Consider the following 20,410-nt stretch of genomic DNA (forward strand, 5'->3'; position numbering starts at 1 on the left):
CGCGACGCATCAGGCCCGCTCGTACCCCTCGTCGAGGTCGAGGGAGTAGCCGGCGGCCCGGGCCAGCGGCCCCAGAACCCGCGCACCGAACTTCTGTATCGGAATCGGCAGCCCCGCGAGATAGACGTGCCCCTCGAACTCGTCCATCAGGAGGCCGAGCCGAAGCGGGTTCAGCGGGATGCCCGACGGCGACACGCGCCCGACCTGGGAGAGGCCGTAGGTGAACCGGATGAACAGCTCGGCCTGCATCGCGGGACGCAGTTCGGTCTCGACGGCGAGTTCCCCGTCGCCGGCGTTCCAGAACGCGTGGGCGTCCCCCGGTTCGAACGTCACGGACTCGCCGGGGTACAGCGTCCCCCGGTTGCCGTTCTTTGCGACGCCCAGCACCCCCGACTGGACGGCGATGGTCTCGGTCTGGTGCGGGTGGACGTGCGTGACGGAGTTGCGTCTCGTCGCGTCGGCCGCGATAGTAATCGCGACCCGGGCGTACTCGCCGTCGGTCTCCGCGCCGGTCTGCAGGAACCGAATCGTCTGTCCCGTCGGGGGGCACGCGATAGTCTCTCCGGACCGGGCCACCGCGGACCAGGATGCCATATTTCGGCAATCAGCCGCGCAGTATTTAGTAGCTGGCACCGGTAGCTGACTACGACCAGACCGAATGGGAGACACCGTCCGGTTCCACCCGTGGATTGCGCGGCTGTACGACTACATCAACGTCTACTTCGAACACCGGCAGGCGCCGAGACACCGGGAGTACCTGGCGAGTGGCTGTGCCGGGACGGTCGTCGAAATCGGGGCCGGAACGGGGACCATGCTGCCGTATCTCGACCGGGAGGCGGCGGCGCTGGAGACGTACTGCGCGGTCGAGCCGGACCCCGGGATGCACAGGCGGCTGGCCCGGCGGCTGACCGACGTGTCCTTCGACGGCGACGTGGTCGCGGCGCGTGCCGAACGGCTCCCCTTTGTCGACGACAGCGTCGACACCGTCGTCGCCAGCTGCGTGTTCTGTTCGATTCCCGACATCGACGGGGCGCTCGCGGAGATTGCGCGCGTCCTGAAGCCGGACGGGGAGTTTCGCTTCTTCGAGCACGTCCGCTCGTCGGGCCTCGTCGGCCGGTCACAGGACCTCCTGACGCCGCTGTGGGCCCGTGCCGGCGGGAACTGCCACCTCAACCGGGAGTTCCTGCCGCGGATGGCCGACCACCCCGCCCTGGAACGTATCGAGGCGGAGACCCACACGGCGGGCCACTACCCGATTCGGGAGTTCGCCCGCGGTCGCGCCGTGCCGGTGGCACCGACGGCGGCGGAGCGCCGCCCCAACAGTTAGCTGGCCCGGGCCCGTACTGCGGCTATGAGTCTCGATACGGTGTTCGGGAAGGTGCCGGACCCGAGTTCCTATTCTTTTCCCGACTACGCACTGCCACAGGGCGACCCGGTTCGCCCGGTCGCCGTGACCGAGGCCGAACTGGCCGCGCTGCTGTCCCTCTACGAGCGGTTCGCCGCCGTCGACCCGACCGGCGTCGGCTCGAACCCGTTCGTGCGAGCGACCAGCGAGCTGCTGGAACAGACGTTCGGGACGACGCTCGAACGCCCGGACGAGCGGCTCAACGACGACATCGCGGCCATGCTCAACGACTTCTCGGACGACCTCGGCGGCCGGTCGCTGGGCGTCGTCGACGCGACGCCGGCCCACCTCCGCACCCTCTACTTCTTCCTGACCAGCGCCAAGGCCTACCACGTCGCCCCGTACATCGACTTTTCGCCCGACGAGGCCGCCGTCCGGACGCTGTACGAGGTGTACGAGCGCGTGATGGAGCAGGATTTCTACCTGAAGCGACCGCGGTCGGTCATGGAGTAGCTACCGTTCGGCCATCGGCGTCGAGCAGCGCAGACAGAGCGTGTGGTCGGTGACCCAGTTCACGTCGGTCGACCCGCAGTCCGGACAGCGGAAGCTCGCGTTGTCGTACTCGGTCGTCCCGCGCGGGGCGGCCAGATAGCCCGCCTCGACGGCGCGGTCGAGCAGACTCGGGAACCGCTGCCGTTTGAACCGCACGCGGTGGGCGAGAAAGCGCCCGACATCGGCGGGGTCCGGGCCGTGGAGGTCGTGCCACGACACCGCGACCTCGCCGTTTTCCAGCCCGCGGGCGACCTGCCGGAGCGCCCCCGCGGCGCCCTGAAACAGCGGCGTCGTCGTCAGCGCGTCGACCGACTCGACGGTGTCGGCGGCGTCCTCGTAGGCCACCCGGGCGTCGTCGTACGCCTCGCCGACGCCCTCCAGCCCGCCGGCGACCCGGAAGTCGGCGGCGAACTCCAGCAGACAGGCCCGCTGGGCGGGCTCCACGAGCGCGTTCCGGAGGTCCCGAGCCACCGCGACACCCTCCCGCGCCCGGGCGCTCGCGCGGTCGTCCAGCCCGGCGACGCGGTAGCAGACGCCGGCGAGGACCAGTCGCTGCAGCGCCCGTCCGACCCACCCCTTCTCGTCGGGGTCGAACGGCGAGCGGCCCTCGCGTGGCTCGGCCAGTCGGTCCCACCCCGCCCGGCTGTACTCGTCGCCGGCCCGCTCGTACTCGCGCTCGGCCAGTGCCCCGACCGCGACGGCCCGGTGGTCGCTGTCCATACCGGGTCCCGGGAGTGTAGCGACACAAGCGTTCCGTCCCGGCGAGCGCCCAACGACTGATACCGCGAGCGCCCCTAGCCCGCGTATGGACCCCAACGAGGTACGCCGCGCCTGGGACGAGGTGGCCGAGACGTACGCACAGCGGCGGGACCCCGACGGCTCGGACGCGGCGCTCGTCGACGACCTGCTCGCGGAGCTACCGCCGAATCCGACCGTCCTCGACGTGGGCTGTGGCGACGGGGCACGGACGCTTGCGAACCTCCCCGCCGGCGCCGTCGGGCTGGATTTCTCCCGGCGGGGGCTGGAACTCGCCCGCGACACCGTCCCGGAGGCGCGGCTGGTCCAGGGCGATATGGCCGCGCTGCCCGTGGCCGACGACAGCGTGGACGGCGTCACCGCCTATCACGCGGTCTTTCACGTCCCGCGGGAGCGCCACCCCGAGGTGTACCGTGAGTTCGCTCGCGCGTTGCGTCCCGGCGGGGTGGTTCTCACGACGCTCCCGAGCGGGGCCTTCGAGACCGTCCGACGCGGGTGGATGGGCGGCTCGATGTTCTTCTCGGCGCCCGGCCGGCGGGCGACGCTGGACCAGCTCACCGACGCCGGCTTCGACGACGTGTGGACCGCGACGGCCGACGACCCGCTGGGCAGTTCGACCGAGTTCGCCTTCGCCCGGCTGGGCTGACGCCCCAGCAAATTTGTTAGTGGGCGGACAAGATACCGCATGGCACTCGACGTTTCACCGCCCGACCCGCCGTCGCTGACCGACCCGCAGTCCCGCGAGCGCTACGAAGCTATCGACGTCGACGAGGACGCGGGTGACGACTACCGCCGAGACGAACTCGAAGCGATGCTGGCCGACGGGGCGTGGGCCGACGGGTTCGAGGAGTGGACGACGGGGACGGGGCTGACAGAGAGCGAGTTCGAGGTGCTCGTGCGCCACGGCCTGTTCGACCAGCTGGACTTCTACTGGCACCCCGCGGACCGGGCGGTCGGCTACCGCGTGCCGGACCTCTCCGACGACGCGCGCGAGGCGCTGGCCAGCGACGCCGCCGAAGTCGAGTCCGAACTGGAGTCGCTGTGCCGGGTGGTCTCGGAGACGCTGGAGAACGACTACCTCCTCCGGGACGAGTAGCCGGTCGGCTTCTCCGCCGGCTCAGTCGGCCCGTTCGAGCCTGATATCCAGTGCCTCGTACGCCTCGATGACCGACTTCACCCCGCCCACCGAGACCACGTCGCCCTCGTACTCGACGCAGATGCTGTTCTCCATGGGGAACTCGTTGGTGAAGGGGTCGAGCAGGCCCTGGCGAATCTCGACGACCGGGACCGCTGCCATCTCGACTATCTCCCCCGACGTCGTCGACTCGGCCGTAATCGTCGCCGTCAGTTCGGCGCCGTCCCGCTGGTGCAGCGTCGCCTGAACGATGGCCTGTCGAAGCGTCGCGTACGACTGTGGCAGCTGGTCCCGCTCACAGCAGTACGCCTCCGTGGCGATCTGCCAGAAGTTGCTGAGATACGTGCTAAAGAGGTTCCCGGCGACGGCCGACCGGGTGAGCGATATCGCGCTGCCGCCGCTCGCGTCGACGAGCAGCTTCGGGTCGTCGAGCACCATGCGCTCCCTGTCGACCGTGAGCAGCGGGCGGGGTTCGTGTCGCCACGTCCGCGCGAGCGTCGCGTGGCCGTCGACGTCGCCCGGGTCGAACGCGTCCAGTCCCGGGTCGGTCACCAGCACGTAGACGGCGACCCCGCGGTCGATAGCGTCGGCCAGCCCGTCGCTGAACTGGGCGAACACCGCGGCGGGCAGGCAGAGAAACACCTCCCCGGTGGCCGACTCGATATCGCGCTGCCAGCGTTTGACCAGCGTCTGGCCGGACTTGATGAGCTCGACTTCCAGGTCCGAGACGTCCTCGTCCGCGAGTTCGCTGGCGATGTCGGCCTCGAGTTCGTCGAGGCGGCCGCCGATACTGCCGACGGCGCTGTCGGCCCGCTGGGCCCGGACGACCGACGGCCTGACGTGGTCGTTGAGGACGACGAGCCCCCGCTCGTCGAGCTGTTCGCACATCTGGTAGACGTGTCGCTGGGACACGTCGGACTCGTCGACGACCTGACTGACCGTGACGGTCCCGTGGTCGAGGATGGTCAGGTAGACCTCGACCTCCTTCGACGAGAGCCCGAGCAATCGGAGGTTGTCACGAAGGCGTTCCCGTGTCATTGATGGTGGCTTTCGGCTGAGTTCGTTAGTATGCACTGTTCCCGACGACACCGCGGCCGCCGTGGCTCAGGTGAGCTGTTCGGTGACCTCGGTCGTCTCCAGCGAGCGGTTGTGCAGCGCCGCCCCGGTCGTCGCGTCGAACAGGTGTATCGAGTCCGGCGGGAGCGTCGCGACGACGGGTTCGCCCGACTGGATGTGGCGCAGCCCGCTGATGGTCGCGGTGAACGTCTCGGGCTCCTCGACGCCCTGGTCGAAGGTCAGGTGGACGGTGTTCTCGTCGCCGCGGGGTTCGACCACGTCGACGAACACGTCGTACTGGTGGCGGTCGCTGCCCTCGAAGCTGACCTCGATGTCCTCCGGGCGGATACCGAGCGTGACGCGGTCGGCGTCACCGACGGCCTCGCGCTGGTCGGGCGTGAGTTCGTAGTCGAAGCGGTCGCCGCGTAGCGAGCCGTCCCGGACGTCCATCTCGAAGAAGTTCATCGACGGCTCGCCGATGAACCCCGCGACGAACTGGTTGTTCGGGGTGTGGTAACACTCCAGCGGCGTCCCGACCTGCTGGAGGACCCCGTCGTCGAGGATTGCGATGCGGTCGCCCATCGTCATCGCCTCGGTCTGGTCGTGGGTGACGTAGACGGTGGTGACGCCGAGTTCGGCCTGCAGCCGCTGGAGTTCGGTGCGCATCGTCGCCCGGAGCTTCGCGTCCAAGTTGCTGAGCGGTTCGTCCATCAGGAAGGCCTCGGGGTCCCGCACGATGGCCCGCCCCAGCGCGACCCGCTGTTGCTGGCCGCCCGAGAGGTCGGCGGGCTTGCGGTCGAGCAGGTCGCCGATACCCATCATCCCGGCCGTCTCCTCGACGGTCGAGGCGATGGCGTCGTCGGTCATGTCGGTCGACTCCTCCAGCCCGAAGCTCATGTTCTCCCGCACGGTCATGTGCGGGTACAGCGCGTAGGACTGGAACACCATCGCGATGTCGCGGTCCGCGGGCTGTTTCTCGTTGATTCGCTCGCCGTCGAGGGCGATTTCGCCGCGCGTGACGGTTTCGAGCCCGGCTATCATCCGCAGGGTCGTGGACTTGCCACAGCCCGACGGGCCGACGAGGACGAGGAACTCGCCGTCGTCGATGTCGACGTTCACCTCGTCGACGGCGACGATTTCGTTACCGTCGTCCTCGGTGAAGACCTTCGTTACGTTGTCGAGTGTTAGTTCTGCCATTGTTGTCGTGTTGGAATCATGCCGCCACTCCCTTCGCGAACTTCTCGCCGAACAGCACGTACACGAGCAGCGTCGGGAGCGCGGCGACGAGTGCTCCGGCCATCCGGAGCGGGAAGTTCGTCCCCGACTGGGAGACGCCGATACCGACCAGCTCCTGAGTCACCACCGACGCGTCGCCGAACTGGACGATGGTGAGCGCAAAGAGCAGGTCGTTCCATATCTGGGTGAACTGGTAGATGAACACCACCGCGAACATCGGTATCGACAGCGGGAGGATGATACGGCGGTAGATGCGGTATATCGAGGCCCCGTCGAGCCGGGCGGCCTCGACCATCTCGTCGGAGAGCTTCTTGTAGTGGGCCCGGAACAGCAGCGTACAGATTGGCAGGCCGTAGGCCGTGTGGGTGACGATGAGCGCCACCAGCTTCCAGTGGTACTCCTGGACGAACGGCAACACGGTGAGTGGCTGGAACGCCGTCCGCAGCGGGACGACGTTGTACCAGAACTGCGTCAGTGGCACGAGCACGGCCTGGTACGGGATGAAGATGCCCGCGACGAAGAGGATGTAGATAGCTATCTGGCCGCGCCAGCTGATGGTCGTCAGCCCGTAGGCGGCCATGCTGCCAAGCAGCCCCGAGAGGATGGTCGCCGGGACGACGAGGATGAGGCTGTTGACGAGCCCCTGGCCCAGCAGGTCGAAGGCGTTGGTCCACGGCTGGACGGAGAACTCGCCGGTCCCGGAGACGAGCGGCTCCAGCGGCGGCAGATACGGGAACTGCCCGGAGTACGTCGCCGGGTCGGTAAAGGCCGTCACGACGCCGGTCTCGATGGGGATGAGGTAGAACACCGCCATCGCGGCCAGGAAGACGTACAGCCCGACGCGGCGCAGGGGGTAGCCGGTGTCCGTTCCGGCCTCCTCGTCGGTGGACGTGCCGAAGCTCATAGCGCACCTCGCTTGTACTGCGAGTAGATGTACGGCGAGACGATGGCGAGGGCCATGACGAAGAGGACGACGGCGATGGCCGAGCCGTACGCCCAGTTGCCGTTGCTGTAGGCCTCACGGACCATCCGGGTCGCCAGGATGTCGGCGGACGGGCCCGGCTGGTAGCCGTACATCGAGTAGAGGAAGTCGAACGCTTTCAGCGCGAACACGGTCAACACGACGAGCGCGCTGACCGTCGCCGTCCGGAGCTGGGGGATGATGACCCGCCAGTACATCCGAACGGTGCTCGCGCCGTCGACGCGGGCGGCCTCGAAGTGGCTGTCCGGGATAGCCCGCAGTCCGGCGAGATACACCACCATCGCGTAGCCGCTGAACTGCCAGACCAGCGCGAACGCGACCGCGGCCAGCTTCAGGTCGGGGTTCTGGACGATCTCGACGGGGCCGATGCCGACAGCGCCCAGCGCGATGTTGATGAGCCCGGTCTGGGGGTTGTACATGTACAGCCAGAACTTCGCCGTCACGACGAAAGAGAGGCTCATCGGCAGCAGGTAGATGGTCCGGAAGGTGTTCTCGAAGCGGATCTCCTGGTCGACCAGGATGGCGAGCAGGAGTCCGAGCACCAGACAGACCACCGCGAAGCCGACGATTAGCAGGACCGTGTTCTGGAGGGAGTTCCAGATAGGGTCGACCGAGAGCTCCGACCAGGACGGCGTCCCGCCCTGGAAGGCGACGACGTAGTTCTCGAAGTCCAGCGAGCCGTAATCGGGAGTGCCGAGCCCGCTGAAGTCCGTCAGTGACAGCAGGACGTTCCAGCCGATGGCGCCGTAGACGAACACGCCCACCAGCAGCGCCGGCGGGAGCCAGAACGGGGCCGAGCGGACCGAGTCGCGGTCGAGCAGCGAGTTGCCATCGTCGGCGGCGCTCGCTGTCCCGCCGTCTGTGCGGACATCCCGCCCCCCGGGCAGGCGGCGTCGAAGTATTGTCAGTGGGTTACGCATAAATTGGGGAGTGCCCGGTTAGTTGAACGATTCGAGGAGCGCGTCGGCAGTCGCGTCGGCGTCGTAGCTCTCCAGGAAGCCGCTGAACGCCGAACTGATGTTCGTCTTGATACCCGGCGAGACCGCCAGCCCGTGCTCGACGGACGGCGGCTGGTTGTCGGCGTTGTTGAAGTCCTCGTACTGGTCCTGCTGGAACTGGTTGAGCTGGGAGACGTCGGCGTCGCTGCGGGGCGGAATCGACCCCTTCTCGGCGTTGAACAGTACCTGTCCCTCGGCGCTGCCACAGTAGCTGAGGAACGTCTTGGTCGCTTCCGGCGACGGGTTGTTCGCGAGGAACGGGAACGAGTCCATGTTCAGCAGGTAGCTCCCGCTCGTCCCGGGATAGGTTATCTGGCCCCACTGCTCGCCGTAATTGAAGCCGTCGGCGTTGCCGTAGGCGCCGGCGGCCCAGTCGCCCTGGTGGATGAACGCGGCGTTGCCATCCATCACCAGCGTGTTGGCCTCGGTGAAGCTCAGCGAGGAGGCGTCGCTGGGGTAGTACTCCGACAGTGCGACGACGGAGTCGAGCGCCGCCTTGACGTCGGAGCGGTTGCCGTTACCGTTGGTAAAGGCCTCGTAGCCGTCGATACCGCCCTCGGCGAGCAGGATGGTCTCCCAGAGCTGGGTCGTCGACCAGGTGCCGCTGGTCTGGTGGGCGAAGGGGACCGCGTCGGTCTCTTGGGAGATTGTCGCACAGGCGTCGACGACGTCGCTGGGACTGGACAGCGAACTCGGGTCGACGCCCGCGTCGTCCAGCACGTTCTGGTTGTAAAACAGGTTGTTGATGCGGTGGATGTTCAGCGGCACCGTGACGTAGGTGCCGTCGAGCTGGGCCTGTGCCTGTGGCCCCTCCAGATAGTTGTTCTTGAGGTCGTCGTTCCAGACGTCGCCCTCGATGTCCGCGTAGGCGTCACCGAACTTGTTCAGCGTCTCGCCCGGCCAGGTCTGGAACGTGCTCGGGGGGTCGTTGGCCTGCAGTCGGTTCTGGACGACTTGGTCGAGGTTCGAGCGCGCGGCCCCGTTGACCGGTTCCTCGGCGAACTCGACGTCGGGGTGGGCCTCCTGAAACCCGCCGATGAGCGCCTCGATGGCCGCGTTCCCGTCGCCGTCTGACCACGCGTGGAGCAGTTCGATGCTGTTGGCACCCGAGTCACCGCCGCCGCCGCCACAGCCGGCCAGTCCGGCGGCCGCAGCGACACCGGCCGACTGGAGCACGCGACGGCGGGAGAGACCGGAATCACCGTCTCCGGCCGTCATCGTCCTGCCTCCGGACGTGTCAGCGTAGCGTTCGCAGCTGCGGTCTCGGTCGAGCGGCTATATTTGCGACTGTTTGGCATACACCCACACCATTGCGAACATGTGCATTAAAAATTGGGATACTCTAATTGCTAAACGGTTTGCAACGGTCAGAGCGTGGTTCGAACGTCCGTTTGCCCACCAAATAGCGACGATAGCACATTATTTCTGTTCACAACACCCCTAATTAAGTCGAATTAATCGTGTAGGATGGGGCGTTTCGCGTCAGTGAACTGCCATTTCGTTGGCTATAGTTTTGTGATATCAGTATAATTCTTTTCGGCCGATGCGCAGAGCGCGAACTGGCAGGTCGCTCCCCCGGAACGGAGAAAACGCCGCGCTGTCCCGGACTGTCGCTCGAAGAACTGTTACAGCCGTGACAGCGGGACGTGTTCGTCGCCGCTCGCGCGGAGTTGTGATACGAGAACACGACAGGTCGTCGTCGACGACGAACACTGACGGGGTCGGCTCCGCCCAGCCGAGACGGGTAGCTCCCGACCTGTCCGTTCGACTGCGACGCCGTCCGAGGGCGTGAGAAGGTGAAATCGAGCGTCGCGGTCCGGATACCGGTCCCCGGAGGCGTCGTGGAGCGCGCGATATCACGCGTTCGCCGCGTCGACAGCGCGATGGTCGCCCCGCCCTACCCGGTCCCGGTGACTCCGCCCGGCGTCACGTTCCGTCCAGCTCTTCTTGCCACTGCTTGACTGTCCCCATCAGTTCGACAGGCGGCGTCTCGTTGACGTCGAGGTTCTGTAGCTCGTCGAGCACCGATTCGGTCTCGGCGTCCAGCGCCGAACCGCCGGGCTCCTCGGCGGGGTCGGCCTCGGTCCGCTGGCCGCCCCCGGTGTCGAACTGTCCGGCGGAGAGGTCGAAGACGGCCTGCGTGGTCTCCCCGCCGCCCTCGCTCCCGCGGACCTCGATGGCCTCGTCCTCGCGCAGTCGGTCAAGCACCTCCCGCGACCGGTCGACGACCGGCTCGGGAACGCCGGCTAGGTCGGCGACGTGGACTCCGTAGGAACGGTCGGTCGGGCCGTCCCGTATCGTCCGCATGAACGTGACGTCGCCGTCGCTCTCCTCGGCGGCGACGTGGACGTTGTGAACCGTCTCCAGGGACTCGCCCAGCGACGTGAGTTCGTGGTAGTGCGTCGCGAACAGGGTCTTGGCCCGTATGTTGCTCGCGATGTACTCCGTCGCGGCCCAGGCGATCGAGATGCCGTCGAACGTCGCGGTCCCGCGGCCGACCTCGTCCAGAATCACGAGCGAGTCCTCGGTCGCCGAGTGGAGGATGTTGGACAGCTCCTGCATCTCGACCATGAACGTAGAGCGCCCCTGGGCGAGTTCGTCCAGCGCGCCCACGCGGGTGTAGATGCCGTCGACCAGCCCGACTGTGGCCGACCGAGCCGGGACGAAGCTCCCGGTCTGGGCCAGCAGCGTGATGAGCGCGGTCTGGCGCATGTACGTCGACTTCCCGCTCATGTTCGGGCCGGTGACGATGAGGAAGTCGCGGTCGCCGGGGCGCATTCGGAGGTCGTTGGGAACGAACTCCGTGGTCTGTTCGACGACGGGGTGGCGGCCGGCCTCGATAGCGAGGTCGCCGTCGTCGGTCAGCTCGGGCCGGGTCCAGTCGTTCTCGACGGCGTGGACGGCCAGCGACCCGAACGTGTCGACCGACGCCAGCGCCCGGCCCACGTCCTGTAAGAGGGGCGCGCGCTCGGCGACCCGCTCGCGGACCCGCTCGAACAGCTCGTACTCCATCTCGTGGCGCCGCTCCTCCAGCCGGAGCACGTCCCGTTCCGTCTCGTCCAGTTCGGGGATGGTGTAGCGCTTGGAGTTCTTGAGCGTCTTTATCTCCTCGTACTCGTCGGGGACCCGGTCCGTCTCGCTTTTCCCCACCTGGATGTAGTAGCCGTCCGTCTTGTTGCGGTCGACGGAGAGGTGAGTGATACCGGTCTTCCCCTTCTCGCGGTCGGGCAGGCTCTCCAGCCACTCCAGGGACGCCTCGTGTTCCTCGATAAGTGCGTCGAGCTCGTCGTCGTACCCCGTGCGGAAGAGCCCGCCCTGCGTGACGGTCCCCGGCGGGTCCGCCACGAGGGCGTCGTCCAGCTCCGCGGCGAGGTCCGCGGCGGCCTCGCGGTCGGCGCTCGCCAGCACGTCCGCGAGTGGCGAGTCGGCCAGCCGCTCGGTCTCGGCGACGGCGTCGGCGACCTCGCCCAGAAGTTCGAGCGTGTCGTGGACGGCCCGCAGGTCCCGGGCGTCGGCGCTGCCGGAGGTGGCCCGCGCGGCCAGCCGTTCGAGGTCGTAGGCGTCGGAAAGCGTCTCCCGGATCGCCTCCCGGGCCATCGCTTCCCGGGTGAGCGCCGCCACGGCGGTCTGGCGCCGGACCAGTTCGCCCCGCTCGCGGCGCGGGCGCTGGAGCCACTGTTTCAGGCGGCGCCCGCCGGCAGCGGTGACGGTGTGGTCGACAGTTTCGAACAGCGACCCGGCCGACTCCCCCTGCATCGTCTCGGTGAGTTCGAGGTTGCGCTGCGTGGTCGCGTCCAGCGCGACGTGGTCGCGGGCGCCGTAGGCCTGCAGTCGCGTCACCGCGGCCAGCGTCCCGACGCCGGTCTCCTCCACGTAGGACAGCACCGCACCGGCGGCCGCGATGGCCGCGTCGTCGCCGTCGATACCCACGCTCGCCAGCGTCTCGGCTCCGAACTGTTCCCGAACGCGGTGGCGCGCCCGCCCGGGCGCGAACGACTCGGTGGCGTGCAGGGAGACGGCCGCATCCGAGCGCTCGTCCAGCTGGGCCAGGAAGTCGTCGTCGTTCCTGAGTTCCGGCCCCGGCAACACCTCGGCCGGCGAGAACGTGTACAGCTCCGTCAACACCGCGGCGGCGTCGGCGTCGTCCAGCTGCGTCACCCGGAACCGACCCGTCGTCACGTCCGCGACGGCCAGCCCGTAGGTGTCGCCGTCGTGTCTGACCACGGCGGCGAGATGTTGCGCACTGGCGTCGCCGGTCGCCAGATGCGTCCCGGGCGTCACCACGCGCGTTATCTCGCGGGCGTGGCCGTCGGCCGTCTCGTGCTGGTCGGCTACCGCGACCCGGTAGCCCCGTTCGACCAGCGCGGAGACGTACGGCGTCAGGTCGTCGACCGGCACGCCGGCCATCGGATAGTTCGAACCGTGGGAGGACTTCTGGCTCACCTTCAGGTCCAGTTCCGCGGCCACCAGCTCGGCGTCGTCGGCGAAGAACTCGTAGAAATCACCGCACTGCATCGCCAGTATGTCGGCGTCGGTCCCCTCCTTGAGCGAGAGGAACTCACCGACGATACCCGTCGCCTCAGTCATATCCGTCTGTGTGCGTCTCCCCGGGGTAAGGATTGCGGGTGCGAGGTGGGTTCACCCGAGGGATACTTTTGTCCCGTCGGGATATGAACGTCCGCTGATGTCTGCCCGAATTGTCCTCCTGTTACTCCTCGCCGTGTCGACCGCCGGCTGCACCACGCCGTGGACGACACAGGCCGACACCGACGAACCGCCGACGACGGCGAGTACCCCCGTCACACCGGCGACCGACGTGACGGCGAACGGGTCACAGATCCGTGTCGAGGGCGGTCCCATCGCCGCCGACCAGGGGCGACTCTTCCAGCGAATCGCACAGCGCCGCGGCGTAGACGTTCGCCCTCCGGAACGGATTCAGGTAATCGACCCCGCGGAGGCGGAATCGACGGCGGAGCCCCCGGAGTTCCTGCAGCTGCTCGGCGTGCACGCTCCGGATAGCGGGCTCGGACTCGCCGGGCAAACCATCGGACACGACCTGGTTCGCATCAATCGAAGCGTGGCGACGGACCCGCGAATCGAGGGCGTGCTGGTACACGAGTACACGCACGTGATTCAGAACCAGCGCGGCGCGACCGGGACGATGTTCGAGTCCGGGCGGATGGACGCGATTCCGCCGTTCGGCGTCGAGCGACCGCTCCTGATTCTCACGGTCCGCGAGGGCGCGGCGACGTACGCCGCCGACAGGTATCAGCGAGCGAACACCGATACGCTCCCCCAGGGAATCCGATACGAGCGGCTCTACCAGCGACAGGACACCGCTGGCGGTCGATACTTCGTGGCACCGTATCGGTTCGGGTACAGATACGTCGCCGACCGGCTGGCGGGCAACGAGACCGTCGAGGCGATTTACGCCCAGCCGCCACAGAGCACGGAAGCGATTATACACCGCTACGAGCCCGGGGCCGAACCGCCGGCGAATCTCACGGTCGACGTCACGGCCGACCAGTGGGAACAGCGGAGGCGCGGCCGCGTCGGCGAACTCGGGACGCGGATCGCCCTGTCGGCCAGTCTGAACGAGTCACAGTCCTCAGCCGGGGCCGCTGGATGGGGTAACGACGCCCTCGTCACGTTTCAGAACGGCTCCGCGAAGGGGTACGTCTGGATTGCGCGGTGGGACGACACGGCGAACGAGAGCGAGTTCCGGACTGCGCTCGGAACTGCGCTGGACCGGCAGGCGAGACGGACGGCGACGGGCTGGCGCGACGGGGACACGGCGTATCGCGTTCGGCAGGGAGACGCACGGACGACGGTGGTCGTCGTCGGACCGGCGGCGTTTGCCCGGAACGCGACCGTCGAACTGAACCAGTCCGTCGCCGTGCGGGGCCCGTGAACTCCAGAGGCTCACTCGCGGCCGACGTGTCAGAGACAGTGAAAGACACGCGGACTCCGTCGAACCACCACAGGCGGTCCGACACCGCCCAGGCGTTCAGCGCTCCCGACAGTCCGGCAATAGCACTACATAGCGGTATAGAGACGGGAGCGTACCGAAAACACCATTTGCGGTGGCCGGGAGATACACTCGAATGACCGAACCACTCCGCGTCGCCTTCGTCTGTGTTCAGAACGCAGGCCGCTCCCAGATGTCGACCGCCTTCGCCGAGCGGGAAATCGCCGAGCGGGACCTGACAGACCGCGTCGAGGTCGTCACCGGCGGCACGGACCCCGCCGACCACGTCCACGCCGAAGTCGTCGAGATCATGCGGGAGCTCGACGTCGACCTCTCGGACCGGACCCCGCGGGCGGTCTCCACCGCGGAGCTGGAGACGTGTGACCTCGTGGTCACGATGGGCTGTTCGACGCTCGACCTCGACGCCGACGTCGAGGTCCGGGACTGGGCGCTGACCGACCCCGACGGGCAGGACCTCGACGCCGTGCGCGAGATTCGCGACGACATCGGCGAGCGCGTCGCCGCGGTGTTCGACGACATCGAAGCGCGACTGGAGACCGCCTGAGCGGTCAAGTATATCACCGGCGAGTCGTAACCGGCGTGTAATGCGTGGACCGCACCACGGCTGGGTGGCCGTGTCAGTCGCAGTGTTTCTCGTCGTCTCGATGGCCGGCACGGCCGTCGCCGTGCCGGTGGCAATCGACCAGCCCGACCCAGCGGGTGGGGGCCAGTCGTCGGTCGCGCCAGCCGCCACCGCGACCCAGACGGACGACACCATCGTCCAGACCGAACGCTACGCGCTGACGCCGGACCGACCGGGACAGGTGCGAGTGCGCCTCAGCTACGACGTCCCCGACCGGGTGCAATCGCTCGAAGCGACCCTGCCGGCGGAGACGACGGTGACCGGGACGGACGGGTTCAGCCGCGTCAACGAGACGGTGTACGAACTGGACGACGGGGCGACGTCGGCGTCCATCGAACTCCGCTACAACCCCAACGAGACGACCCGGCGAACCGGACCCGAGGCGGCCAGCGGACGGTATCTCGACGTCGACGCCGGCGAGTGGGCGCTGTTCAGACAGCTGGGGGTCAGGAGCGCGTGGAGTTACTCCGGCTCGTCGTCGGACCCGGTCACGTTCGAGCGGCGGACGCGAACCGCGGGCCCGGGGGTAGCGGGTGACAACCTCGTCTACCTCGGGTCGGTCACGACCGTCGAGCGGACCGAGAACGGCCAGACGTTCCGGCTGGCGGTCCCCGAGCGGGCCGAACTGGCCGAGTCGCCGGACTCGATACTGGACTCGCTGACGAACGCCTCGGGGTCGTTCCGCGTCGGTGACCGTGACGAGGACGTGGTCGTCGTCGCGGCCCCGACCACACAGGTCGAGTGGGCCGTGCGGGGGGCGACGCTGGGCTCGGATTTCTGGGTCCGGGACTTCGAGCGCCTCGACGAGGCGAGCAACGTCTGGCTCCACGAGTACGTCCACACGCGACAGGCGTTCTCGACGACCCGGGAGACGCGCTGGCTCGTCGAGGCGACAGCACAGTACTACGCGGCCGTGTTGACGCTCGAACAGGAGCGTATCACGTTCGACGACTTCCGCCGGCAGCTCTCGACCGCCGAACGCTCCGCCTACGACGACGTCGTGCTGGCCGAGCCCGCGACGTGGACGCGCAACGCGAACTACTTCAAAGGGGCGCTAGCGGCGGGGCGCATCGACCTCGCGCTCCGGGCGTCGACGAACCGGTCGGCGACGCTCGAAGAGACAGTCAGGGAGCTCAACGGACTCGACAGCCGGGTGACACAGACACGGTTCCTCCGTGCCGTCGAGCGCGCCGGCGGAGCGGACTCGCGGGCGACGGCGGTGGCCGCCACGGAAACGTCGGACTCGCTCTCGATGTGGGACCAGTCTACACACTCGCGGCTGTTCGGGGTGGTGCCGGCACAGGTCGGCTACGCGCTCCCGAACGCCACCGACGGCTACCGGGCGAGCGGGCCCTACCGCAACGAGACGGTCTCGGCGACCCCCGTTCGGCTGGCGACCGGGGAGACGCTGACCGTCGACACCGTCGTCAGCAACACGGGCGGGAAGGCGGGGACCTACAACGCAACGCTGACCGTCGACGGGACCGCCGTCACGTCGGCGACCGGCGAGATAGCCGCCGAGAGCGAGCGGACGGTCCGGCTGGCCCACACCTTCGAGCGAGCCGGCGAGTACACGCTGGGCGCGGGCGGGGAGCGCGTCACTGTCGTCGTCGAACCCCCGGCGGAGCCGACCGTCAGCGGGGTCAGCGTGGACAGTCAGCGGGTCCAGCGGGGCGAGAGTGTGGTCGTCACGGCGACGGTGCGCAACGACGCGGCGGTCCCGGCAAACGGCACGGTCGCGTTCACCCGAGACGGCGAACCGGTCGCGCGACAGCCGGTGACGCTGGCGCCCGGGGCCAGCACGCAGCTGTCGGTCGCGGTCCCGCTCCCGACGGTCGGCGAGACCCGACTTGGCGCGGGCGCGGCCGACCCGGTGACGGTGACAGTCGCCGCGCCGACCGCGGGGACCGAGCCGGGGACGACCGGCGGGAGCGGCGCGGGCTTTACCGTCCCGGCGGCTGTGCTGGCGGTCGCTCTCGCCGTGCTGGCTCGTCGGAACAGGGCGCACAAAAAGTGAACGCCCGGTGAGGGGGGCTCACCGCGCGAGGTGGCCGTTGATTATCTTGTCGATGATTCGTTCGGGGACGGGCGCTCGCTCGCGCTCGTCGTCTCGCTCGGGGAAGTCGTGGTTCGCTGGCATGGAAGTCCTCCGGGCGCGCTAGCGCGTCGTCACTGAAAAAGTGTTAGCTTGCGTGAACGTGTGCGGGCGCGCCCCGCCGGCTGTGCGCTCTGGTCTGCCGTCGTGTCGCGCGGTTCGGACGGCGCCGCGGCACCGTCGTCTATCGCTGCCAGACGCTCGCGGCACTCGTCGGGCGGGACGACCGGGACGGTCGCGCGCATCCGCGGGTAGTCGGTGCCACAGAACTCGGCACAGTAGAGCTGATAGCTGCCGGGCTCGGTCACCGGCGCGACGGCCGGCGGGTCAGGGGAGGTCGCTCACCGCGTCGTCCCGCAGCGACACGTGGTTCGACAGCTGGCCGTACACCGCGCCCATCGAGAAGCCGTAGACGAGGTGGGCCGCGAGCGTGAAGACGACGTAGATAACGAGCGCCACGCCGCTGCTGTCTCCTCGGCCGACGACGGCGAAGGCGAGCCACAGGACGACGCCCATGAACATGCCGGCCACGGCGGGGTCCAGCTCCAGCGGGACGTACCGTTCGAGGCTCAAGAAGAGCAGCGGCCAGACGGCGGTCCCGACGAGCGCGTAGATGACGAACCCCAGCACCGGGTTGCCGGGCACGCGGACGAACCGGGCGATGGCGTCGAACACTCCGAGCGCGTAGCGGGCCTCGACCTCGGCGATGGCGAGGATGACCGACATCGCCGACGTTCCGACGAAGCCGCCGAGGACGGCGCTGAGTGTTTTGTTCATGCATTGACAGTTCGTGGATGGGCGGCAAAAGCCTACGGCCGGAGCGAGAGCGCCCCCACAGTCACGGCTTTGTACCGCGCCCGAATACCACGAGGTATGTCAGAACTCGGCAAGGTCGACCGCGATTTCTTCGACGAGTACATCTATCCGAACCTGGGCGCGGACCGCGACGACGTCCGGCTGGGGCCCCGACACGGCGTCGACTTCGGTGTGGTCGACGTGGGCGAACGGGCCGTCGCGATGGCCAGCGACCCGGTGTTCGTGATGCCGTCGCTCGGCTTCGAGCGCGCCGCCTGGTTCGCGTTCCACATCCTCATGAGCGACGTGGCGGTCTCGGGATTGGCACCGACGCATCTCTCCGTCGACTTCAACCTCCCGCCCGAAATCACGAACGAGGAGTTCCGGACGGTGTGGGAGACCTTCGACGCGGAGGCCCGCGAGCTGGGCGTCTCCGTCGTCACCGGCCACACCGGTCGGTACGCCGGCTGTAACTACCCGATGGTCGGGGGTGCGACGGCGGTATCGGTCGGCGACTTCGACGACCTCGTCCGCCCCGACGGCGCCGGCGTCGGCGACCGCATCGTCGTCACGAAAGGGCCGGCTATCGAGGCGACCGGCCTGCTTTCCATCCAGTTCGAGTCGCTCATGGCCGACGAACTCGACGCCGCGACGATCGACGACGCCACCGACCGCTTCTACGACATGAGCCCCGTCAGGGACGCGTTAACCGCGGCGGCCGCCGGACCGGTGACAGCGATGCACGACGCGACCGAGTGCGGTATCTACGGCGGGCTCTACGAGATGGCCCGCGCGGCCGGCGTCGGCGTCGAACTGGAGACGGACCGCGTGCCCGTCCAGCCCGGCGTGGCCGAGGCCTGCGAGTTCTTCGATATCGACCCGTGGGTGTCGATCAGCGAGGGGACCCTACTGGCGGCGGTCGAGCCGGGCGGCGTCGACGACGTGCTCGACGCGCTGGAGTCGGAGGGGATTCCCGCTGCCGACGCCGGCGAGGTGACCGACGGCTCCGGGCTGGTCGTCGACGGCGAGCCGACGGCACACCCCGGCGTGGACCCGTTCTGGGGGACCTTCGAGGAGTATCTGGGGAAGCTGGAGTAGGAAGGCACGAACGCGCGACCCGACGGCACGCGGTCGTGTAGATCGGTTCGAGTCGGAGAGAACTAGACGCTTGTCCGCTCGGAGGAGGGACCTACTTCGACGGCGTAGTCGGACTGGAGCCACGCCTCGGGGTTGTCCGTGTCGTAGACGACGACGTCGCCGTCGCCCGTCGTAAAAGCGCCGTACTGCTCGTCCGCCTTACTGGTGTTGCTGGGGGCCGATGCCATTGTGCAGATGGTGTTTGGGAGGCTCTACCGTATAAGTGTTTCTCGGGTGTCGTATGAAGTATTATTAGCATACTAGGATGGTACGCATATTGCCGGTTTGTTACGGGGTCCGTTCCGGCTGGCCAGCGCGTTGTCGACCAGTCGGCACTGCTTTGGGGCCGCCGGCCGACGCCCCGGCTATGCAACGAACGGAGTCACCGGTGACGCCGCCGGTCGTGCTCACCATCGCGGGGAGCGACTCGGGAGGCGGGGCCGGTATCCAGGCCGACCTGAAGACCATCGAGGCCGGCGGAGCGTTCGGGACCAGCGCCGTCACGAGCGTCACCGCACAGAACACCGCGGGGGTACAGGGGAGCCACCTCCTGCCGACCGAGGACATCGCGGCGCAGATACGCGCCGTGCTGGACGACTTCGACGTGGCCGCGGTGAAGACGGGGATGCTCGCCACCGGCGACGTCGTCGACCTCGTCGTCGAGCGGGCCGGCGACCTCCCCGGCCTCGTCGTCGACCCGGTGATGGTCGCCACCTCGGGCGACCGACTGCTCGCCCGCGAGGCCGAGGACGCCTACGAGGAACTCGTCGCCGAATCGGCCGTCGTCACGCCCAACGCCGACGAGGCCGCGGTGCTGACCGGGCGAGACATCGACGACCCCGACGACGCGGCCGCCGCGGGCCGTGACCTCGTCGAGATGGGCGCCGACGCCGCGCTCGTCAAGGGCGGCCACGTCCCCGGCGACGCGGTCGTGGACGTGCTGGTGACGGCCGAAACGACGACGACCTACCGCCACGACCGCGTCGACACCGACGCCACCCACGGGTCGGGCTGTACGCTTTCGGCGGCCATCGCCACGCGACTGGCCCACGGCGACGACCTTCGGAGCGCCGTCGCCAGCGGCATCGACCTGCTCTCGCGGGCGGTCCGCTACAACCTCGACGTGGGCGACGGACCCGGCGCGGTCCACCACACCGTCGAACTCCGCGACGCGGCCGCTCGCGAGGAGACGAGCGAGGCCGTCGAGAGCGTCGTCGCGGCCCTGACCGGAAACGAACTGGCCCCGCTGGTCCCCGAGTCGGGGATGGCCGTCGCGGCCGCGACCCCCTACGCCGAACGGCCCGACGAGGTCGCCGCGGTCGACGGGCGCGTCACGCTGACGATGGCCGGCCCGCGACCGAACCACGGCGTCCGGTTCGGCGCCGAGCCGGAGCTGGCCCGCAGCCTGCTGGCGGTGCGAGAACGCGACCCGTCGCGCCGGTTCGCGGTCACCTGCCGGCTGCCCGACGACACCGCCCTCGACGCGCTCGACGGCGCCGTCGCGTCGGTGGCCGACAGCGAGCGCGAGGCGGACGCCACGCCCGAAGCGCGGGTCGAGACGGCGTTCGAGGGGTTCGAGGGGTCGCCAGTCGCCGTCGTCGACCCCGGCGCGGTCGGCGTCGAGGGCCGGCTGCTGGTGCTGGCCGACGGCGCGGCCACGGTGACAGAGCGGGTCGAGACAATCTTGGAACACACCGAGCAGTAGGGCAGCA

20 protein-coding genes are annotated in these 20,410 nt (G+C 68.5%); 9 read left to right on the plus strand and 11 right to left on the minus strand.

Going from position 1 to position 20,410, the window contains the following annotated elements:
- Nucleotides 1-9 precede the first annotated feature (9 nt).
- Nucleotides 10-594, minus strand: a complete 585-nt coding sequence (locus tag NDI56_RS15245; protein ID WP_310920491.1) for a cupin domain-containing protein — start codon at nucleotides 592-594, stop codon at nucleotides 10-12.
- 64 nt (nucleotides 595-658) lie between these two features.
- Here NDI56_RS15245 and NDI56_RS15250 point away from each other — a divergent pair, with 64 nt between their 5' ends.
- Nucleotides 659-1,327, plus strand: a complete 669-nt coding sequence (locus tag NDI56_RS15250) for a class I SAM-dependent methyltransferase (protein WP_310920492.1) — start codon at nucleotides 659-661, stop codon at nucleotides 1,325-1,327.
- Between the two features lie 24 nt (nucleotides 1,328-1,351).
- Nucleotides 1,352-1,858 (plus strand): hypothetical protein, encoded by a 507-nt coding sequence (locus NDI56_RS15255; protein WP_310920493.1) that lies wholly within the window; start codon nucleotides 1,352-1,354, stop codon nucleotides 1,856-1,858.
- Here NDI56_RS15255 and NDI56_RS15260 read toward each other — a convergent pair whose 3' ends face one another.
- Nucleotides 1,859-2,617 carry a hypothetical protein gene (locus NDI56_RS15260; RefSeq protein ID WP_310920494.1) on the minus strand — a complete coding sequence of 253 codons (759 nt, stop codon included), beginning with the start codon at nucleotides 2,615-2,617 and terminating at the stop codon, nucleotides 1,859-1,861. It abuts the gene before it with no gap.
- Nucleotides 2,618-2,702: 85 nt separating this feature from the next.
- Between NDI56_RS15260 and NDI56_RS15265 the strand changes: the two genes are divergently transcribed.
- Together NDI56_RS15265 and NDI56_RS15270 are read left to right on the plus strand one after the other, a co-directional pair.
- Nucleotides 2,703-3,299, plus strand: coding sequence for a class I SAM-dependent methyltransferase (locus NDI56_RS15265; protein WP_310920495.1), 597 nt, complete (start codon nucleotides 2,703-2,705; stop codon nucleotides 3,297-3,299).
- 39 nt (nucleotides 3,300-3,338) lie between these two features.
- On the plus strand, nucleotides 3,339-3,749 hold the full coding sequence (locus NDI56_RS15270; protein WP_310920497.1) for a DUF7992 family protein: 411 nt from the start codon (nucleotides 3,339-3,341) through the stop codon (nucleotides 3,747-3,749).
- A gap of 21 nt (nucleotides 3,750-3,770) precedes the next feature.
- On the opposite strand, the gene NDI56_RS15275 is transcribed toward NDI56_RS15270, so the two are convergent.
- The 6 genes from NDI56_RS15275 to mutS all read right to left on the minus strand — a co-directional run bounded on the left by NDI56_RS15275 (nucleotide 3,771) and on the right by mutS (nucleotide 12,647).
- Nucleotides 3,771-4,826: a TrmB family transcriptional regulator gene (locus NDI56_RS15275; RefSeq protein ID WP_310920498.1), complete on the minus strand. Its 1,056-nt coding sequence runs from the start codon at nucleotides 4,824-4,826 to the stop codon at nucleotides 3,771-3,773.
- Between the two features lie 66 nt (nucleotides 4,827-4,892).
- On the minus strand, nucleotides 4,893-6,041 hold the full coding sequence (locus tag NDI56_RS15280) for an ABC transporter ATP-binding protein (protein ID WP_310920499.1): 1,149 nt from the start codon (nucleotides 6,039-6,041) through the stop codon (nucleotides 4,893-4,895).
- Between the two features lie 16 nt (nucleotides 6,042-6,057).
- Nucleotides 6,058-6,984 (minus strand): carbohydrate ABC transporter permease, encoded by a 927-nt coding sequence (locus NDI56_RS15285; protein WP_310920500.1) that lies wholly within the window; start codon nucleotides 6,982-6,984, stop codon nucleotides 6,058-6,060.
- Nucleotides 6,981-7,982 (minus strand): carbohydrate ABC transporter permease, encoded by a 1,002-nt coding sequence (locus NDI56_RS15290; protein WP_310920502.1) that lies wholly within the window; start codon nucleotides 7,980-7,982, stop codon nucleotides 6,981-6,983. Before NDI56_RS15290 ends, NDI56_RS15285 begins: the two co-directional genes overlap by 4 nt.
- A gap of 18 nt (nucleotides 7,983-8,000) precedes the next feature.
- On the minus strand, nucleotides 8,001-9,278 hold the full coding sequence (locus tag NDI56_RS15295) for an ABC transporter substrate-binding protein (RefSeq protein WP_310920504.1): 1,278 nt from the start codon (nucleotides 9,276-9,278) through the stop codon (nucleotides 8,001-8,003).
- Nucleotides 9,279-9,986: 708 nt separating this feature from the next.
- On the minus strand, nucleotides 9,987-12,647 hold the full coding sequence (mutS, locus tag NDI56_RS15300; RefSeq protein ID WP_310920506.1) for a DNA mismatch repair protein MutS: 2,661 nt from the start codon (nucleotides 12,645-12,647) through the stop codon (nucleotides 9,987-9,989).
- Nucleotides 12,648-12,744: 97 nt separating this feature from the next.
- On the opposite strand from mutS, the gene NDI56_RS15305 reads away from it, so the two are divergent.
- From NDI56_RS15305 to NDI56_RS15315, 3 genes are all read left to right on the plus strand, one after another.
- Entirely contained in the window at nucleotides 12,745-13,971 is a 1,227-nt protein-coding gene (locus tag NDI56_RS15305) for a hypothetical protein (RefSeq protein ID WP_310920507.1), read from the plus strand.
- A gap of 193 nt (nucleotides 13,972-14,164) precedes the next feature.
- A complete protein-coding gene (locus NDI56_RS15310) occupies nucleotides 14,165-14,593 on the plus strand; it encodes an arsenate-mycothiol transferase ArsC (RefSeq protein ID WP_310920508.1) in 429 nt (142 codons plus the stop codon).
- A gap of 40 nt (nucleotides 14,594-14,633) precedes the next feature.
- Nucleotides 14,634-16,688, plus strand: a complete 2,055-nt coding sequence (locus NDI56_RS15315) for a CARDB domain-containing protein (RefSeq protein ID WP_310920509.1) — start codon at nucleotides 14,634-14,636, stop codon at nucleotides 16,686-16,688.
- Between the two features lie 152 nt (nucleotides 16,689-16,840).
- On the opposite strand, the gene NDI56_RS15320 is transcribed toward NDI56_RS15315, so the two are convergent.
- Nucleotides 16,841-17,074 (minus strand): cupredoxin domain-containing protein, encoded by a 234-nt coding sequence (locus NDI56_RS15320; RefSeq protein ID WP_310920510.1) that lies wholly within the window; start codon nucleotides 17,072-17,074, stop codon nucleotides 16,841-16,843.
- 19 nt (nucleotides 17,075-17,093) lie between these two features.
- Complete coding sequence (locus NDI56_RS15325; RefSeq protein ID WP_310920511.1) at nucleotides 17,094-17,543, minus strand: DUF6789 family protein; 450 nt, start codon at nucleotides 17,541-17,543, stop codon at nucleotides 17,094-17,096.
- Nucleotides 17,544-17,639: 96 nt separating this feature from the next.
- On the opposite strand from NDI56_RS15325, the gene NDI56_RS15330 reads away from it, so the two are divergent.
- Entirely contained in the window at nucleotides 17,640-18,659 is a 1,020-nt protein-coding gene (locus NDI56_RS15330; RefSeq protein WP_310920513.1) for an AIR synthase family protein, read from the plus strand.
- A gap of 62 nt (nucleotides 18,660-18,721) precedes the next feature.
- Here the strand turns inward: NDI56_RS15330 and NDI56_RS15335 are convergent, their stop codons facing one another.
- On the minus strand, nucleotides 18,722-18,886 hold the full coding sequence (locus tag NDI56_RS15335) for a DUF7331 family protein (protein WP_310920515.1): 165 nt from the start codon (nucleotides 18,884-18,886) through the stop codon (nucleotides 18,722-18,724).
- Nucleotides 18,887-19,065: 179 nt separating this feature from the next.
- On the opposite strand from NDI56_RS15335, the gene thiD reads away from it, so the two are divergent.
- Entirely contained in the window at nucleotides 19,066-20,403 is a 1,338-nt protein-coding gene (gene thiD / locus NDI56_RS15340; RefSeq protein WP_310920517.1) for a bifunctional hydroxymethylpyrimidine kinase/phosphomethylpyrimidine kinase, read from the plus strand.
- Nucleotides 20,404-20,410 lie beyond the last annotated feature (7 nt).

The organism is Halomicroarcula saliterrae, assembly GCF_031624395.1.
Taxonomy (GTDB): Archaea; Halobacteriota; Halobacteria; order Halobacteriales; family Haloarculaceae; genus Haloarcula; species Haloarcula saliterrae.

Bases quoted from the DNA above. Each gene is read 5' to 3' on its own strand.
- thiD (WP_310920517.1), top strand. From the start codon at position 19,066: ATGCAACGAACGGAGTCACCGGTGACGCCGCCGGTCGTGCTCACCATC.
- NDI56_RS15305 (WP_310920507.1), top strand. From the start codon at position 12,745: ATGTCTGCCCGAATTGTCCTCCTGTTACTCCTCGCCGTGTCGACCGCC.
- NDI56_RS15280 (WP_310920499.1), bottom strand. From the start codon at position 6,041: ATGGCAGAACTAACACTCGACAACGTAACGAAGGTCTTCACCGAGGAC.
- NDI56_RS15310 (WP_310920508.1), top strand. From the start codon at position 14,165: ATGACCGAACCACTCCGCGTCGCCTTCGTCTGTGTTCAGAACGCAGGC.
- mutS (WP_310920506.1), bottom strand. From the start codon at position 12,647: ATGACTGAGGCGACGGGTATCGTCGGTGAGTTCCTCTCGCTCAAGGAG.
- NDI56_RS15250 (WP_310920492.1), top strand. From the start codon at position 659: ATGGGAGACACCGTCCGGTTCCACCCGTGGATTGCGCGGCTGTACGAC.
- NDI56_RS15255 (WP_310920493.1), top strand. From the start codon at position 1,352: ATGAGTCTCGATACGGTGTTCGGGAAGGTGCCGGACCCGAGTTCCTAT.
- NDI56_RS15315 (WP_310920509.1), top strand. From the start codon at position 14,634: ATGCGTGGACCGCACCACGGCTGGGTGGCCGTGTCAGTCGCAGTGTTT.
- NDI56_RS15245 (WP_310920491.1), bottom strand. From the start codon at position 594: ATGGCATCCTGGTCCGCGGTGGCCCGGTCCGGAGAGACTATCGCGTGC.
- NDI56_RS15335 (WP_310920515.1), bottom strand. From the start codon at position 18,886: ATGGCATCGGCCCCCAGCAACACCAGTAAGGCGGACGAGCAGTACGGC.
- NDI56_RS15260 (WP_310920494.1), bottom strand. From the start codon at position 2,617: ATGGACAGCGACCACCGGGCCGTCGCGGTCGGGGCACTGGCCGAGCGC.
- NDI56_RS15290 (WP_310920502.1), bottom strand. From the start codon at position 7,982: ATGCGTAACCCACTGACAATACTTCGACGCCGCCTGCCCGGGGGGCGG.
- NDI56_RS15265 (WP_310920495.1), top strand. From the start codon at position 2,703: ATGGACCCCAACGAGGTACGCCGCGCCTGGGACGAGGTGGCCGAGACG.
- NDI56_RS15325 (WP_310920511.1), bottom strand. From the start codon at position 17,543: ATGAACAAAACACTCAGCGCCGTCCTCGGCGGCTTCGTCGGAACGTCG.
- NDI56_RS15270 (WP_310920497.1), top strand. From the start codon at position 3,339: ATGGCACTCGACGTTTCACCGCCCGACCCGCCGTCGCTGACCGACCCG.
- NDI56_RS15330 (WP_310920513.1), top strand. From the start codon at position 17,640: ATGTCAGAACTCGGCAAGGTCGACCGCGATTTCTTCGACGAGTACATC.
- NDI56_RS15275 (WP_310920498.1), bottom strand. From the start codon at position 4,826: ATGACACGGGAACGCCTTCGTGACAACCTCCGATTGCTCGGGCTCTCG.
- NDI56_RS15285 (WP_310920500.1), bottom strand. From the start codon at position 6,984: ATGAGCTTCGGCACGTCCACCGACGAGGAGGCCGGAACGGACACCGGC.
- NDI56_RS15295 (WP_310920504.1), bottom strand. From the start codon at position 9,278: ATGACGGCCGGAGACGGTGATTCCGGTCTCTCCCGCCGTCGCGTGCTC.